At 56.3% G+C, this 14267-nt stretch carries 14 protein-coding genes; 8 read left to right on the top strand and 6 right to left on the bottom strand.

What is annotated here, in order from left to right:
• Window positions 1–50: 50 nt before the first annotated feature.
• Both tolA and NLY36_RS07295 read left to right on the top strand, forming a co-directional pair.
• The gene (tolA, locus tag NLY36_RS07300) at window positions 51–1532 is read left to right on the top strand and encodes a cell envelope integrity protein TolA (protein ID WP_023734907.1); all 1482 of its coding nucleotides are present in this window, start codon (window positions 51–53) and stop codon (window positions 1530–1532) included.
• A gap of 460 nt (window positions 1533–1992) precedes the next feature.
• Complete coding sequence (locus NLY36_RS07295) at window positions 1993–4149, top strand: exonuclease domain-containing protein (protein ID WP_023734906.1); 2157 nt, start codon at window positions 1993–1995, stop codon at window positions 4147–4149.
• 493 nt (window positions 4150–4642) lie between these two features.
• Here NLY36_RS07295 and NLY36_RS07290 read toward each other — a convergent pair whose 3' ends face one another.
• Entirely contained in the window at window positions 4643–5263 is a 621-nt protein-coding gene (locus tag NLY36_RS07290; protein WP_502882030.1) for a Ros/MucR family transcriptional regulator, read from the bottom strand.
• 158 nt (window positions 5264–5421) lie between these two features.
• Between NLY36_RS07290 and NLY36_RS07285 the strand changes: the two genes are divergently transcribed.
• Window positions 5422–5598: a hypothetical protein gene (locus tag NLY36_RS07285; protein WP_155923335.1), complete on the top strand. Its 177-nt coding sequence runs from the start codon at window positions 5422–5424 to the stop codon at window positions 5596–5598.
• 84 nt (window positions 5599–5682) lie between these two features.
• Here the strand turns inward: NLY36_RS07285 and NLY36_RS07280 are convergent, their stop codons facing one another.
• On the bottom strand, window positions 5683–6051 hold the full coding sequence (locus NLY36_RS07280; protein ID WP_023734903.1) for a DUF488 domain-containing protein: 369 nt from the start codon (window positions 6049–6051) through the stop codon (window positions 5683–5685).
• A gap of 323 nt (window positions 6052–6374) precedes the next feature.
• On the bottom strand, window positions 6375–6821 hold the full coding sequence (locus tag NLY36_RS07275; protein ID WP_155923334.1) for a hypothetical protein: 447 nt from the start codon (window positions 6819–6821) through the stop codon (window positions 6375–6377).
• Between the two features lie 133 nt (window positions 6822–6954).
• Between NLY36_RS07275 and NLY36_RS07270 the strand changes: the two genes are divergently transcribed.
• The 5 genes from NLY36_RS07270 to NLY36_RS07255 all read left to right on the top strand — a co-directional run bounded on the left by NLY36_RS07270 (window position 6955) and on the right by NLY36_RS07255 (window position 11246).
• Window positions 6955–8226: a hypothetical protein gene (locus NLY36_RS07270; RefSeq protein WP_156933155.1), complete on the top strand. Its 1272-nt coding sequence runs from the start codon at window positions 6955–6957 to the stop codon at window positions 8224–8226.
• Window positions 8227–8260: 34 nt separating this feature from the next.
• Window positions 8261–8842, top strand: coding sequence for a HupE/UreJ family protein (locus NLY36_RS07265; protein ID WP_023734901.1), 582 nt, complete (start codon window positions 8261–8263; stop codon window positions 8840–8842).
• 86 nt (window positions 8843–8928) lie between these two features.
• On the top strand, window positions 8929–9324 hold the full coding sequence (locus NLY36_RS07260; RefSeq protein WP_155923333.1) for a hypothetical protein: 396 nt from the start codon (window positions 8929–8931) through the stop codon (window positions 9322–9324).
• 8 nt (window positions 9325–9332) lie between these two features.
• Window positions 9333–10217, top strand: a complete 885-nt coding sequence (locus tag NLY36_RS31525; RefSeq protein WP_081726953.1) for a DUF4198 domain-containing protein — start codon at window positions 9333–9335, stop codon at window positions 10215–10217.
• A gap of 615 nt (window positions 10218–10832) precedes the next feature.
• The gene (locus tag NLY36_RS07255) at window positions 10833–11246 is read left to right on the top strand and encodes a response regulator transcription factor (protein ID WP_050590565.1); all 414 of its coding nucleotides are present in this window, start codon (window positions 10833–10835) and stop codon (window positions 11244–11246) included.
• Window positions 11247–11357: 111 nt separating this feature from the next.
• Here the strand turns inward: NLY36_RS07255 and NLY36_RS07250 are convergent, their stop codons facing one another.
• The 3 genes from NLY36_RS07250 to NLY36_RS07240 are packed head-to-tail and all read right to left on the bottom strand — an operon-like array spanning window position 11358 to window position 14155.
• Window positions 11358–12137 carry an ATP-binding cassette domain-containing protein gene (locus tag NLY36_RS07250; protein ID WP_031247018.1) on the bottom strand — a complete coding sequence of 260 codons (780 nt, stop codon included), beginning with the start codon at window positions 12135–12137 and terminating at the stop codon, window positions 11358–11360.
• Entirely contained in the window at window positions 12127–13149 is a 1023-nt protein-coding gene (locus tag NLY36_RS07245; RefSeq protein WP_031199895.1) for an ABC transporter permease, read from the bottom strand. The genes NLY36_RS07250 and NLY36_RS07245 overlap by 11 nt, the downstream gene beginning before the upstream one ends.
• A gap of 58 nt (window positions 13150–13207) precedes the next feature.
• Window positions 13208–14155: a sugar ABC transporter substrate-binding protein gene (locus tag NLY36_RS07240; RefSeq protein ID WP_196813636.1), complete on the bottom strand. Its 948-nt coding sequence runs from the start codon at window positions 14153–14155 to the stop codon at window positions 13208–13210.
• Window positions 14156–14267: the final 112 nt, after the last annotated feature.

The following is a 14267-nucleotide window of genomic DNA, read 5'->3' as shown; positions in this document are numbered from 1 at the left end:
CTCCATCACGGCACAGCTGCGCAACATCCTTGATTTCACGGAGAACTAACATGTCGCTTTGGTTTTACGAGCGGGACGGAAAATCCATCGGGCCGGTAGACGAGTCCGAGTTGGCAAGCATCATCGCTGCTGGCGAAGTGGATCCGGAAACTCGCGTCTGGACGGCGGAGTTTGGTACGGAATGGAAAGTCGCCAATCAAACGCGCCTTTTCAGGGATGATCTGTCGGCGCCACCTCTGCCGCAGCTTGTAGAACCTCCGCAGCTAGCTCCGATGATCGGGCGCCAGACTGCTAAGTTTGTGCATCCGGAGTCTTCGGAAATTTACGCATATCTGCTTGCTGGCTCCCCTCTGCTCATCACGGTGCTCGTACTAGCGGCTTGGTTCGCAACCCGCAATCTCGCTGATGGGGCCTTGGCAGCCGTCTATGTCGGAGCGACTCTGGCCACTCTCGTCCTTGCCCTTCGCGACCGTGGTGAACTGGTCAAGACCGGGTTGGCTAAGTCTGACACAATGATGGTTGGCTTCGTTCTCCTGACGCCTCTCATCTACTTCCTCAGGCGCGCAGCGGTGACAAACAGGTCGGCGCAAAAATACATCTGGATCTGGCTTATCTCGCTGGGCGTCTCCTTCATGGCTTCGCCAGAAACCATCCCTCCTCAGCTTGCCTTTCTAACAAGTGCGCAGCCCCCGTCTGCGTCTGCGGCAAGGGTTGGTAACCAGCCATCCAAACCCAAAGCCGAGATCGATAGACAGGTCTTGGACGACCTCGGTTCCAGCATCGTTAATTGCTGGGCTTTTCCGGCGAATGCGAAACGACAGGCATCCGTCCGCATGCGCTTGCTGCCGACGGGAGAGCTTGATGGAAAGCCAACTGAAATCACCGCGGGATCGGCGTCAACCAGGGCGGACGAGGCTTTGCCTGCCTCAGCCGTACGTGCGGTATTAAATTGCGCGCCGTATGCCAATTTCGTCGCAAAGTCGCCAGAGCTTGCGGGCAATGATTTGATTGTCACGCTCGATCCGGTGAGCATTTCATCTCGTGTGCAAGTGGCAGAAGCCGAAAAAAGCGAAGCCATAGGCGCCGTATCACAAGCCGACGCAAGTTCGTCGAACGCGGACGGAGGGTCGGCTGCTCAAAAGTTGCCGCCGTATAACGATATGCGGGAGCTCTTTGCAGAACACCTAGTGCTCCTATCCAACCCATTGAATGCTGGAGAAGCCGAAGCGAAGCTGCGGCAGCGAGGGGTCGCTCAAATGACGGCCTTTGTTGCTGATTACACGGAGGAGCCATCATCTTGGCTCATCCAACTCGCTGCCGAGGTTGGACCTGCTCTTACGCCAGGAAAGGGATTCTTCTGTCGTGTGTCCAAAGATGACGCAGAGAGCATCGCGCGGCTGCGGCTGGTCTCGGCTATTCGACCGGGAATTGTCATCTCTGGTGAGCTGGGAGAATATAACTTGGATCTCCCGAATCGCGTGATGTCTATCGTGCTCGACCCGTGCCAGATTGTTGATATCCCTCCCCAGTAAACCAGGTGGGCGCTGTACCTCTAATAAACAGCGCCAATGAACGCATCACTTCCGTGACTATGTAAGTTTTGATCGAAATGGCCAGCTGCATGGTAGTTGGTAGCTTTTGCCACGAATCGCTTGAGGCGTGCATCCCGAAGTACTCGGGCTTCTCGTGAGAAACCGAGGACGAAATCCGCGGCGCTGTCATGCCGTGTTGGCGATCGAGTGTATCGCACCTGATGGCACGAAAAACATGTCACCAGCTATGTGCTTCCGACCGGAGCCGAAGGTGACGATTCGTTTGAGCGACGCATGAGGAAACAATCGGATTGAGGTCCACGTTGACATCTTCTCAGGATTGGAACAAATGTAGAACGTGCCAATTTTCTCGACGCTATTAACTGCTTCCGTGAAGAGCGATCGCTCAAGCCTTCTCAGGAATGGCATGCGTCGAACTGCGTAGCGGATATGAACCTGAATGAAGCTGCCTGTGTTGCCGGTCTATTATTATCATGATCATTTCACCGAAATGCTCGACATCGTCAGCGATACCTATGGTGCGGTGCTGACGGATCGACACCGCGCGTTTATCGCGACTTTTGCGACAATTTCGAAGGATGCGCAGTGCCTTCTGATCCGCATGATAAATCGGCGCGGAAGCATCTTTCGACAGTCGGCTTTTCGTTACGCCGAGATATCGAACCCTGGCCGCGCCGTGGCAGTGCTCCGGGCCCTTGGATATGTGCGGTCACTCGCGCACAGCGACTATGCATCCTTCATCGTCTGCCATGCGAAAGAAGCGCTCACGAAGGCTGGGAAGGACGCCGGCCTCACCGATCTGCGAACGTCCTGGGCGAAGGGAAAGGTGGTCGAATATTATCTGGCGAACGTCTCATTTGAGACAGCCTATCACCATTGCGGAGGCGATGATTTCATCGCGCTCGGCGACACGGCCCCGGTCGAATTCCTGCTGTACCTGTATTTCGGGAAGACCGAGCGAGATTTGAAGAACTTCGCCCTGCGCGACCTCGGCATCCTGCGCACCAACAAAAATGCAAACCTGAGTGCCCGCTTCACCGACGCTGAAGAGGCTCATGCAAGCTTCCACTACAGCCGGCTACTTGATCGATTTGAGATCAAATCCGAGGTTACCTTTCGCGCCTCTATTTCTGAAATTCTCGATGGTCCCGAATGCACAACCGACTACGCCGAGGAATTGAAAAGCCGAGCGGCGCACAAGGCAGGACAGTTTTTTGAAAAAGACGGCGAGAAGGGAATTGCGATACAACTGTATCGTGCCGGTTCATCCTTTGTTTGTAATGAGCGCCTGACGCGTTTGCTCTACTCAACGGGAGATAAAAAAGGGTCGGAAGAGCTTCTTCGCAGGATGATTGACGATCCGGCGAGCGATGATGAATTCGTCTTTGCAAATGATTTTTATGCCCGCAAGTTCAACGGTCGGAGAACAGGGCTTTGCACCGAACTGCTGCGGGCCGGCCATACCGTCACAGTCGACGACAGCTGGCGCGGAAATCCTGAGGCTGGCGTAGCGGGCGTCATGCGAAGGCAGGGCCGCACGGTCTTCTATGCAGAGAATAAGCTCTGGCACTGCCTGTTCGCTTTGCTGTTCTGGGAAGAGCTGTTCGAGTCTGGCCAGCTCCATTCGAGCTTCGACTGGGTGCCGCATTGCTTGAAAGACAAGAGCTTCGCGCGTCTGTTCGCGCGCGATATTGACGCGAAGCTGTCTGCCGTGTCGTCGCAGTCCGTGCTCGCCCTAATTTTGCGCACCATCGCAGGAAAGTGGGGGACACCGAACGGGCTCTTTGCCTGGGATCATATCGACATGGATGCGATACGACCCTTGCTTGCCGCTCATCCCGGCGGGGTGAGCACCATCCTTCGGCTCATGAGCGAAGACTTTCGCGCTATGCGCGACGGATTTCCAGACTTGATGATCGAGTTCAATGGCGAGGTCGCTTTTCTTGAAGTCAAGGCGGAAGGAGACGCTGTACGCCGCAATCAACTCACGCGCCTGCGTCAGTTGTCCAGCGCAGGTATCAAGGCTGAAATCGTACGTGTCGATTTTCGCTTCGATCCTGATCAAGAATATGTCGTTGTCGACATCGAAACGACTGGAAGCTGGTCGAATGGCGACCGTGTTACCGAGATCGGTGCCGTAAAAATCCGCAATCATGAAATTGTCGATGAATGGACGTCGCTGATCAACCCGCAGCGGTCGATCCCGGCGGCCATCACACGGCTCACCGGCATTACAAACGCTATGGTAAGAGACGCTCCACTTTTCGCGGAGATCGCGGACAGCTTCATGCAATTCATGGGCGACGGCATCTTCGTCGCCCACAATGTCAACTTCGATTACGGCTTTCTCTCCGGCGAATATGAACGGCTCGAGCGTCGCTTCCGGTTTCCCAAACTCTGCACGTGCGCGACCATGCGCAAGCAATTCCCAGGTCATAAATCCTACAGTCTTGCCAATCTCTGCGACGTGTACGACATCGACCTCAAAGGACATCACAGGGCACTCTGTGACGCACGCGCCGCAGCTCATCTTCTCAACCTGATCAATGGGAAACGCGATACCGGTCCTGCAACGCTTGCGGAGCAAGCTGCATAGGCTGGCCCGGCGGTGAGTTTCGATTTGCACACGCGTCCATTGCCACTAATCGCCGCAGTTGCGATCTCGGCATCGCCCTAATTATGTCTTTGACACTTGCCGCACTCGCCCCGCGCTGATGGGCGACCAAATTCCGGCTAGCGGACTATTCCGGCGATCCGGCCAGTGACGCGCATGGACGTCCCGCGAGGGGACGCTCGACGATTTTGGGCTGTTTCCGAATGACCCTGATCTTACCTTGCTTGTGCAATCCTTGGAGCAGCTGGTAGCGCGGCCCCGCAAGCGCGTACTTGACGATTTCCGCGAGACAAAAAATTGCCGGTGTCGCAGCCGCCCGGGCGGCAGCAGCCCGACGCACCGATTATTGCCGTCGACGTCAGCGTCTCAGAATGGGGCACTATTGTTGGCTCCGTAATTGCAAGACACATATCGGGGTAGGGCACGGGAAGGTCCGCCGTCTCGCGAATGGGACGGCGGCTTTCGTGTTAGGTAGTCAGGCGCGTTCCTTCGCTTTGTGCTTAACCGGTGCCTTTGCTGGCGTAGTCTTTCGACCTAGACCAATTGACTTTGCCATTGCGGACCGATCGGCAGCGTAGTTCGGCGCCACCATAGGGTAGTCGCGCGGCAAACCCCATTTGGTGCGATACTCGTCAGGCGTAAGATTGTGTGACGTCGCCAAGTGTCGCTTCAGGGATTTGAATTTCTTCCCGTCTTCTAGGCTTACGAGGTAGTCGGGGAATATCGACCGATTTGGATTGACCGCAGGGATCAGCTCTGCTCGATCGGCTGCGACTGGCTGGCGGATGCCAGACAATGACGCGTGCACAGAGGCTATGAGGTCAGGTAGGGCGCCCACGGGAACCGGGTTATTGGCCACGTAAGCAGAGACTACATCAGCGGTTAGCTCGGCCAGGTGAACGTCGTGGTTGTGTTCGTCCATCATAAGTCCCCGTTTGTGGGGTCTGTCTATTAGAACGCCCTCATCCGTGCAACCTCCTCCATGCGAGCCACAACGACATCGCTTCATCCCTTGGCCATTAAGGGGCACCGGCAGATAGGCGTTGGCAATTAGCCAGTCACCGATGATGGTTTTGACAAGGTCAAACTTCGACATGTCCATCTCGACCGCAATGACGGACAGCGAATCCTCCACTCTCGGAACGAGTTCGATACCGTCGGTTTTTCTAATTACGAGCGCCGCGTCGGAGCATGAATTGTAGATCGGCGCGCGTAATTATTTGCCGCGTTGCGCCCGTGGGGCTATGACTGGCTATGAGTGAAAAAACTGATGATCTAAAGATCGAAATTCAGAAAGCTGTCGCCATGCTCAATGAATGCGAGGCGGCTATGCGTCTTGGCGAAAGCAACCTTGCCCACGATTTGATTCGCCAGACGATTGTTAGGTTTGAGCGATTGCTTCACGAGGCTGAAACTGTTCCTCAGACTTGATGGACATGCGACTTCAGCTTCGATGAGCGGCCGAGTTTGGTGCTTCCGTTGTAATTGTAGTCCGTGCAAAGCGATATGACATGATTACCAATCTTTCAGCAGAATATCTCTGAGGACAACGGCATCGTTGTGGGCTTCATCATGAGCCGAGTAGACGAGCGTGATAGCTCCCTGCCGTATCATATCGCGCAGTCGGTCGAGCTCACCGCGATGCTCGTTGATCTCCGCAACATATCGCATGCGGAATTCCTCCCAGCGTGCTGGGTCGTGTCCAAACCATTTCCGAAGCTGGGTGCTCGGCGCGATTTCTTTCATCCAAAAATCAATGCCCGCGTCCGTCTTCTTCACCCCTCTCGGCCAAAGCCTATCCACCAACACCCGCGTACCGTCGCTGACGTCACGGCTCTCATATGCCCTTTTTAATTTTACTGGGTGGAGAAGTTTTTCGCTCATCGATGCCCTTTCCTGTTCTGCCCGTCTTGGTGTCGTCAGCTGCACTCTCAGAAGCAAGCAGAATTCACTTCCGAGGCTGGGTTACTATTCTTTGCGCCGACCAGCCACACGTTCACACATAGTGGTGTTCCTTCGCGAAATTCGGAGACATTGAGCATTATCAGCCTGCCATGACCGCCATCTCTCAGCAATTTTGCAGGCTCTCAGCACGCTACCCCCGTCGCGGTGCGGATCCAATATGGTTTCGGGGACCATGGCCATTCAAAGATATCCCTACGCTCGCCGAAACCGGTGTAGCGGGCAACGCGACCGGAGAGTATCCATCATTGGTATCGGTGCAATAAAAGACGGCGGCATGGCTGTCCCACCGCCGGCAGATCGCTGACACCTATGATCACTTCAAGCAGCTGACGTTGAACGGCAGACACGTATAGGCAAAGCGTTGAAACCGAATTGCGGCGAAGGCTAAGCCCGGTCGCCAGTTGCACGTTCAGTGTCACCTGCCTTGCTCCTGCTTCTTTCGGTGGCGACAGGAATTGTTGATCGGCCACGTGCTGGGCCTGCGGCGCGCATTCACCGCGAGCACAAAGGGCAGTATCGTTTTGGCTGCTTTTGCTGCGGTCGGTGTTCCAGATTGTCTCTAACGCCACAACTTGGCTTGCTGCTGGCTTCGCTTGATACGCCCGTCTTGCCGGCAGATCGGGCAATGCGCTCGGCCGCCTGAGCCTGACAAGTTCGTCAAAGCACAAATCATTGAGGTCGTAATCCAATCGCGCGGATGTCCGCCCATTGACATCCTGTGTCTACGTCGAGCCACCCATTGCTCAATGGTATTGCCGATACGTTCGTTCAATAGATGTGTCCTCATCTCGGCTCAATTCTGTAGCGAAGCGGAGCCTTTTGTTGAAACGCCGGGAAACGGGAGTACGCGCGATGCCGCATGAACGATTGGATGTGACCCAGAGAGCGGTTGTCGCCGCGACGATGCTAGCGTTGTGTATCGGCGGTATCGAGCCCGCGTGGAGCTCTGATCACTTCGATTCCCCCGCCATGACCGCGAATCCCCAAGCGGATATTGCTGACGTGTACGCATGGACAGCGCCTGATGGTCGCCGGTTGAATCTCGTCATGACAGTGGTCGGACACAGCCTTTCCGACCGTTTGCAATATGTGCTGCATATCGATAGCGGGAAGACCTTTGGTCATACGACAGCTTCCACGACCATCACCTGCCGTTTCCCAACGCCTAAATTAGCGAGTTGCAAGCTTGGCAACTCGGATCGGGTGGACGGGGATGCCAGCAACATAGGTGGTCTACGGAGCCGCAATGGCAGGTTCCAGCTGTTCGCGGGACTGCGCGACGATCCCTTTTACAACAATGTCAAAGGTTCAATTAGCGCCTACGGCGTGGGGCTTGCTGCCATGAAAGGTGGAAGCGCCCCCCCCGATGCTGCCGGATGTCCTCAACTAGACGCTAAAGCCACGAAGGCGGTTGCCGATCAATGGCGGCACACGGATGGCGGTCCTGCAACCAATCTCCTTGGCAATTGGACGGCGTCCGCGATCGTTGTCTCCGTGGACCTGGACGCCATCTCGGCAGGGGGGTCGATATTGGCGGTCTGGGGTTCCGCCGCCACCTCGAAGCGACTACTCGATCGGATGGGCCGGCCGTTTGTTGGAAATACTTTGCTGGGCGTTTCTCCGTTTTCGACTGACGATGCGAGTGGTGATGAACGTGAGAAGTTCAACGAGGTCGGCGTGAAAGGAGGTGGTACCTTTGAGACGCGGATCGAAGGTTCGTTGGCATTCCAGGACAGTCTTGACGGAGAATGCGGCAATCAGCTGCTTGCGGAAAAGATGCCTGCTTCTCCGGCACGCTATCGCGCGCTTGCTAAAATGTTCGCTGACGACCGGCTCTGGGTCAACAGCGCGGTCCGTGAGTGCAAGCAGTTCCTGGCGGTTGAACTGGCAGCATTGGCCGGCCGGACTGCCTACCGCGCCGATTGCGGGGGCCGCAGCCCAGTTTACGACACACCGAATATGTGGCGATCTCTGTTAGTCCAAGGAACCACAAACGAAATCGCTTGGGACGGTCTGCTTGGCGATGAGCATCGACCTTCTGCAACAGACTTTCCGTTCCTTGCGCCGCCCGATCCGAAAGGGGTGGATCATTAAAATGCGCCGCGGTGCTCCGTGTCGCAGATCGACCATGAAGATCTTGGTTGGAATCGTGCTGATCTTCGCATCGAGTTCGGCGCAGGCCCACATGGGAACCGGTCTTCCTGGCGGGTTCGCGTCAGGGTTCTTGCATCCGCTCAGCGGCGCAGATCACATGTTGGCCATGGTTTCGGTGGGTCTATGGGGAGCCTATTTGGGACGCCCGCTCATCTATTTGCTTCCGGTAATTTTTCCGACGGTCATGGCAGGCGGCGCTCTGCTGGGAATGGTCGGCTTGCGCCTGCCGGCCGTCGAGGTTGGCATCGCGCTTTCAGTTCTGGTGCTGGGCGGCTGCATCGCCTTCGCTGCGGCCGCTCCAATCTGGTGTGCCGCCCTTATCGTCGGTGTTTTCGCAATCTTCCATGGCTATGCCCATGGGGAGGAACTGCCCTCGGCGGCCGACCCCGTGGCATATAGCACAGGCTTCGTGCTCTCCACCGGCTTGTTACACGTATTCGGTATCGGGATTGGCGCCCTCAACGGCTATCGTTGGGGCGCAGTGGCGACCCGCCTGACCGGTGGCTTCATCACAGCAAGCGGACTCTGGTTCCTATATGCGGCGACACGGCCGTGAGGGGAGGGGTACTTCCACCGGCGCTGTTGTTTGCGGCATTAGGTCTCGCGCTCGCTTTTGCTCCGCTTCGCGCGCGATTGTGGAGCTTGGTCGCACTCGTCGGCATACTTGCCTCAGTTTTGCGGGTGAATTTGCCGCCTGACTGGCTCGAGATGGCATTTCTCGGATGCTGGATAAGCACCGCTATCACCGCCGCGGCTGTTCACCTGCCTCGCGGGCTCGGCCTATCAGGCAGCGTTGCACTTGCAGTCAATGCAGGCGTTTGGGCTCACATGGTGGTAGCGTTCTCCGGCGTGCCCTCCGACGCCTTCTGGGCGCTGCTTGCGGTTACAGTGATCGTCCCAGCAGCCGGGTTGATCGCGTTAAATGCATCGATCGCTATCAAGGTGGCATCGAGTTGGCTCATCGCGATCGCTGTGCTTGCCGGAACACTGCCATTCCTTCATGTCACCCCCGGATATCTTCCTGACCACCTCGAATAGGAACTGTCATGACAAGAGATGGGCGAAGCCAATTTAGTCGGATTTTGCGCTCGCGCGGATGGCTCGCACTTTCTGTTCTGTTTGCTTGCAGTGCGTTTCCCGCAGGCGCCCATGATTTCTGGATTGCGCCAAGTTCATACTGGATTTCACCCGCCGTCGTCGTTGGGATGACTCTTCAGGTAGGGCATGGGCCATCTCGCCAGCGATCGCCAATCCCGCTGCGCCGCATAGTCCGTTTCGAAGCGGTGGGACCCGACGGTGCGAGAACAGATTTGAAGGCAGGGCTAAATTTGGGAGGCAGTGCGGAAGATGGCAGTTTCGCCCTTCAGAAACCCGGGTTGAACGTGATTGTTCTTCAGACGGACAGCCTCGCTCAAACACATTTGCCGTCAATCCGATTCAACGACTATCTCGAGGCCGAAGGACTGACCCCGGCGCTCGATTTGCGGACCCGTCTTGGTCGCATGGACCGCGATGGATCAGAAAATTACAGCCGATGTGCGAAATCGATAATGCAGGTCGGCCCCGTTGGCACAGGTCCTCAAGGGCAGATAACTCGCCCCCTGGGTTTACCACTGGAGATCGTACCGGACCGCAGCCCTTATGCACTCCCACGATCCGCGGAGTTTCCCGTGCGGGTTTTATATTTGGGCCGGCCGTTGGCCGGAGCGTTGGTCAAGTTGACCCATTTGGAGGACGACGCCGCGCCCTTGGAATCTCGCCTTACCGATCAGGCGGGCAGAGCGACCTTCACATTGCCGATTGACGGTTCATGGCTGCTGAATGTGATTTGGACGCGGTCTCAGCCGAGTTGGGCCGAAACGGACTTCGAAACCACTTTCTCCAGTCTCAGCTTCGGCTTCCTGCGGAGCGCGTCAACTCCAAGCCGTTAGGTTCCGCTCGAAAGATGGTCCATCGGACGTGAGGTGAACGCCGCACGGTCCATCCTGGACTTTCTCGTGGCGCTGCATAGGAAGGGTCAAGCCATGATCACGGCCTGCCATAGCGCCACCTTCGCATCCTATAAGCTGGCGTAATTTGGTTGTGTGCCACTGCCTTCGAAGCCGCTCTTGGTCACAAACCTGAACCGTATCTACGCTCAGCAGCAGATTGCGATTGATCGGCTCGACATGCTAACCATATCCATTGCGCCAGCGGCGACTTTTCCGATGGCTGCTGAGGCAATGAGACAGGATCCGCCGTCCCTGTTCAGATTCTCGTCCACGTATCTTTAACCGGTAGTAGAAAGTTCGGGACGACAGGGCGGCAGACGGAGCACTACGGGATTGCTAACCAGCCGCCTGCGAGAGGTCATGGTTTTGGTCACTCAAGGCTTGCGAGTCGAACCGGTGCGAGACGCGGCATAGGCGGATTGAGATGGAAGCACCTCATGGGAGAGTGATGCAAGAATGAAAGTTCGTTCGGTTACGGACATGGTGAGCACGGCCGCGAGCGTCAGTCTGGTGGCGGGAATGTCAGCAGAGCGTAACTGTCTTCGGAGGTGGTAGATGGCCACACCGCATGAGACGGACACAGGTCGGGCCACTGGCCAAAAGGTCCTAATCTCGATCATTGATGATGACGAGTCGATCCGCGAGTCCGTTGCGGGCCTAATTCTTTGGATGGGTTTCCGGGTCGCGACATTCGCATCTGGCCCCGAGTTTCTAGCCTCCCCTGAGGTCCTGGATAGCGCTTGCATCGTGTCCGACGTGCAAATGCCGGATATGAATGGCTTCGAGCTGCACCGTCGATTACGGGATCTAGGTCATAGTATTCCGACGATTCTGATTTCGGCATACCCCAATGACGAGGTCGATGTGCGCGCTTCGGCCGAGGGTATCATTGGTTACCTTTGTAAGCCCTTCAGCATCGAAGAATTGGTAATGTGTGTCCGTTCGGCTTCTCTAGCTCCCAAGGGATGATGCCGTAGCTTGGGGTCTCAGCAACAGTGAGGGATGCTATCTTGTGCTTAGAAGGCTTCGTCGGCAAAAATGACTTTGGAAGGTAGCCTGATGACTGCGATCGCTGGGTCTTCAACCAGCGTTCCGCTCCAATGCGCCGTTTGCTTCATCAATTTTGCCCGCCATCAGCCTCATCAGCTGGTTTTCCGTAAGGTCAGACCTCTTGAACGTTCCGAGTTGGCGCCCGAGAAACAGCACTACGAACGTATCTCCGATCGAGTACGCGTGCTGAGCGTTATGCGTAACCAAGATCACGCCGATTCCCGCCTCCTTCGCCTTCTGTATGTAGCCTAGGACGATCTCGGCCTGATTCACTCCAAGAGCCGACGTCGGTTCATCGAGAATGAGAATGCGAGCGCCAAAATGTACGGCTCGAGCGATCGCGACGCACTGACGTTGACCGCCCGAGAGGGTGTTGATCGACCTACGCACGGCGGCCGAGCTGACGCCTAGATCACGCAGCGCTTCCTCGGTCATCGCGATAGCGCTGCGGGAATCAAATCGCTGGAACGGTCCCCAGCCAATCCGTGGCTCTCGCCCGAGAAAGAAATTGCGATACACGGACATGATCGACACCAAGGCAAGGTCTTGGAAGACTGTTGCAATGCCCATGTCTAGAGCGTCGCTCGGCGACCCCAGACGCACTCCAACCCCTGATACGCGTACAGTCCCGTTGTCGGGCTTTGCCACGCCACATAGGATTTCAATCAGCGTAGACTTGCCGGCTCCGTTGTCACCTAGCAGGCAAACCACTTCCCCCGGCCGGACGGAGAGGCTCACGTCAACCAACGCTGCAACATTCTGGTACGATTTCGAGACGCAGACAGCCTCAAGGTAAGGGTCATCTTTTATGAGCCGCACCCTCCGGTTTCATCGCCTTTAATCGAGTGTAGTTATTGATAAGCACCGCTATCAGAAGCATGAGACCAAGAAATGTCATGAACCAGACATCGGGAAGCGGCGTGAAGAAGAAGCCTTGGTCGACCATGCCAAAGAGCAGGGCTCCGAAAAGGGATCCGATTGGCGACCCGTAGCCGCCGGTCAGGAGCGCACCGCCGATGACCGCAGCCGTGACCACCTCGAATTCGCGCCCGACCGCTGCGTTGGCATTGCTTTGGTTTATGGCAAAGATATCCAGTGCGGCAACTAACGATGCTGAAACCGCCACCGTCACATAGAGTAGGATTTTGACCTTTTTGACCGGGATACCCAGCCGCACAGCGGTCCGCGAATCTCCGCCGGTGGCATAGATCCAATTGCCGAAAGCGGTCTTTTCCAGGACCCACGCCGCTAAGATTGTTATGAGAACCCACCAGCACAGCGAAATGGAAAACGGACCGATCGAGGATGCAAACAATGCCGCCGACGCGTCCCCGGCCGTCACGTCTCGAACGCCATCCACCGTGCTTGTGCCAATCAACATCCGTAAGCCGCCTTGTGCAGCACCGCGCAGAATGAACAGCATCGCCAACGTTATTATGAAAGAGGGCAACCTGGTTGTCACGACAAGGAGGCCGTTGATTATTCCGACAACTGCTGCCGCCGAGATGGTGACGGCCAAAGCTGCTGAAAGTGGCCACCCACATTCAACTAAAAGGTAGCCTAAAATCGACTCGGCTGCCGCCACCATAGATCCAACAGAGAGGTCGAACTCGCCCGCTACCATCAGGAGCGTGACCGGTGCGGCAATAATGCCGATTTCCGCCGCGACCTCCAGATAGTTGCGTGTCATCGGCAGTGTCAGAAACCCTGCCTCGCCTGTGAAAACGGCAAAGAAGACAAAAACGATTACCGTCCCGGCGACGGCGGTCAATTCTGGACGGGCCAACACTGAAGCAATGCGCTTGGCGCTCAGGATTCCCATGGTGGCGCCTTAGTATCAAACGACATGCAGCGCCTCCAGCCCTGGATTCTGGTTACTCCTAGCGAGCGGAAGCCTCAAGTCTGTTGACGTTGTTCGGAGTGATAACGACGGGCCCGGTCACGAGCACTGGCTCGGCTGGTTGAATGGCTTGGCGAATATACAGCGCCAGCATTATCACCGGATAGTAGCCTTGAGCGTACTGTTGCGCATCAAGGGCGAAATCTAGTTGGTGCGCCTTGAGGGACGAAACGGCGCCTGCTGTTAGATCGATCGTGCCCCAATGCATCGCCTTTCCGCGCTCACCTATGTCGGTGCGGACCTGGGTCATTGCCGCGATGCAACATCCACCGATAGAGAATACGGCGTCTATCGAGGGGTCTTTTTGCAGTTGCGATTCGGTAATCGTCTTGATCCGGTTTGAATTGTTGAAATCGGTGAGCGGGATCTCGGCCAAAGCTGAAGTTCCAGCAAATGCCGCCTTGAACCCGTTGGTACGCGCATCAAGGAAGGGCAATGCGCCAATAGGGGCGGTGATAATCAGCGCGTGTTTCGAGCCGAGAGCATTGAACTGCGCTGCGCCCACCGCGCCCTGTCTACCCGGGTCATCGCCAACGAACGCAAGCGCGCCGACATCGGCCACCTGGTCGCCTCCCTGATTAACGATAATTACTGGAATGCCGGCTTCCGACGCTTTCTTGATACTCTCGTTTAATGAAGCGGGCGTTGGATCGGACACGATAATACCGTCAGGTTTTGCGGCTATGGCGGCTTCAAGATTCCGGCGCTGCTGGTTCGGGTCGTTTAGATTGTTTTCGATGCCGCGATACTGCACATTCACGCCAAGGTCGTTGCCTGCCTGCTCTAGGCCTTTGATAACGCCCGACCAATACGTATCGGACGGCGGGGAATGGGTCACCATTATGAAGTTTGGCTTGGCGATGGCGACGCCTTCGACGCTGGAGACGCACGCAAGTGCGATGGCTATCATTGCAACCTTGTTGAACATGATCTTTCCCTCTGGTGCATCCCTTACGCTCTTCTGGCGCGCCGACCCGCTCATCGCGGCGAGCCGCGTATTTTCGGCATTCGTAGTAAATGTACCAAACCCCATTTTTTTG

Origin of the sequence: Mesorhizobium sp. C399B (genome assembly GCF_030323185.1) — a bacterium.
Classification (GTDB): domain Bacteria; phylum Pseudomonadota; class Alphaproteobacteria; order Rhizobiales; family Rhizobiaceae; genus Mesorhizobium.
The sequence above is the reverse complement of the archived record's forward strand: the minus strand, read 5'-3'. Positions and strand labels throughout refer to the sequence as shown.

What these genes read in the sequence shown, in the direction of transcription:
- NLY36_RS07285 (WP_155923335.1), top strand. Translation starts at nt 5,422, where the DNA reads ATGAGTGAAAAAACTGATGATCTAAAGATCGAAATTCAGAAAGCTGTC.
- NLY36_RS07255 (WP_050590565.1), top strand. Translation starts at nt 10,833, where the DNA reads ATGGCCACACCGCATGAGACGGACACAGGTCGGGCCACTGGCCAAAAG.
- NLY36_RS07295 (WP_023734906.1), top strand. Translation starts at nt 1,993, where the DNA reads ATGAAGCTGCCTGTGTTGCCGGTCTATTATTATCATGATCATTTCACC.
- NLY36_RS07240 (WP_196813636.1), bottom strand. Translation starts at nt 14,155, where the DNA reads ATGTTCAACAAGGTTGCAATGATAGCCATCGCACTTGCGTGCGTCTCC.
- tolA (WP_023734907.1), top strand. Translation starts at nt 51, where the DNA reads ATGTCGCTTTGGTTTTACGAGCGGGACGGAAAATCCATCGGGCCGGTA.
- NLY36_RS31525 (WP_081726953.1), top strand. Translation starts at nt 9,333, where the DNA reads ATGACAAGAGATGGGCGAAGCCAATTTAGTCGGATTTTGCGCTCGCGC.
- NLY36_RS07290 (WP_502882030.1), bottom strand. Translation starts at nt 5,263, where the DNA reads ATGTCGAAGTTTGACCTTGTCAAAACCATCATCGGTGACTGGCTAATT.
- NLY36_RS07245 (WP_031199895.1), bottom strand. Translation starts at nt 13,149, where the DNA reads ATGGGAATCCTGAGCGCCAAGCGCATTGCTTCAGTGTTGGCCCGTCCA.
- NLY36_RS07280 (WP_023734903.1), bottom strand. Translation starts at nt 6,051, where the DNA reads ATGAGCGAAAAACTTCTCCACCCAGTAAAATTAAAAAGGGCATATGAG.
- NLY36_RS07265 (WP_023734901.1), top strand. Translation starts at nt 8,261, where the DNA reads ATGAAGATCTTGGTTGGAATCGTGCTGATCTTCGCATCGAGTTCGGCG.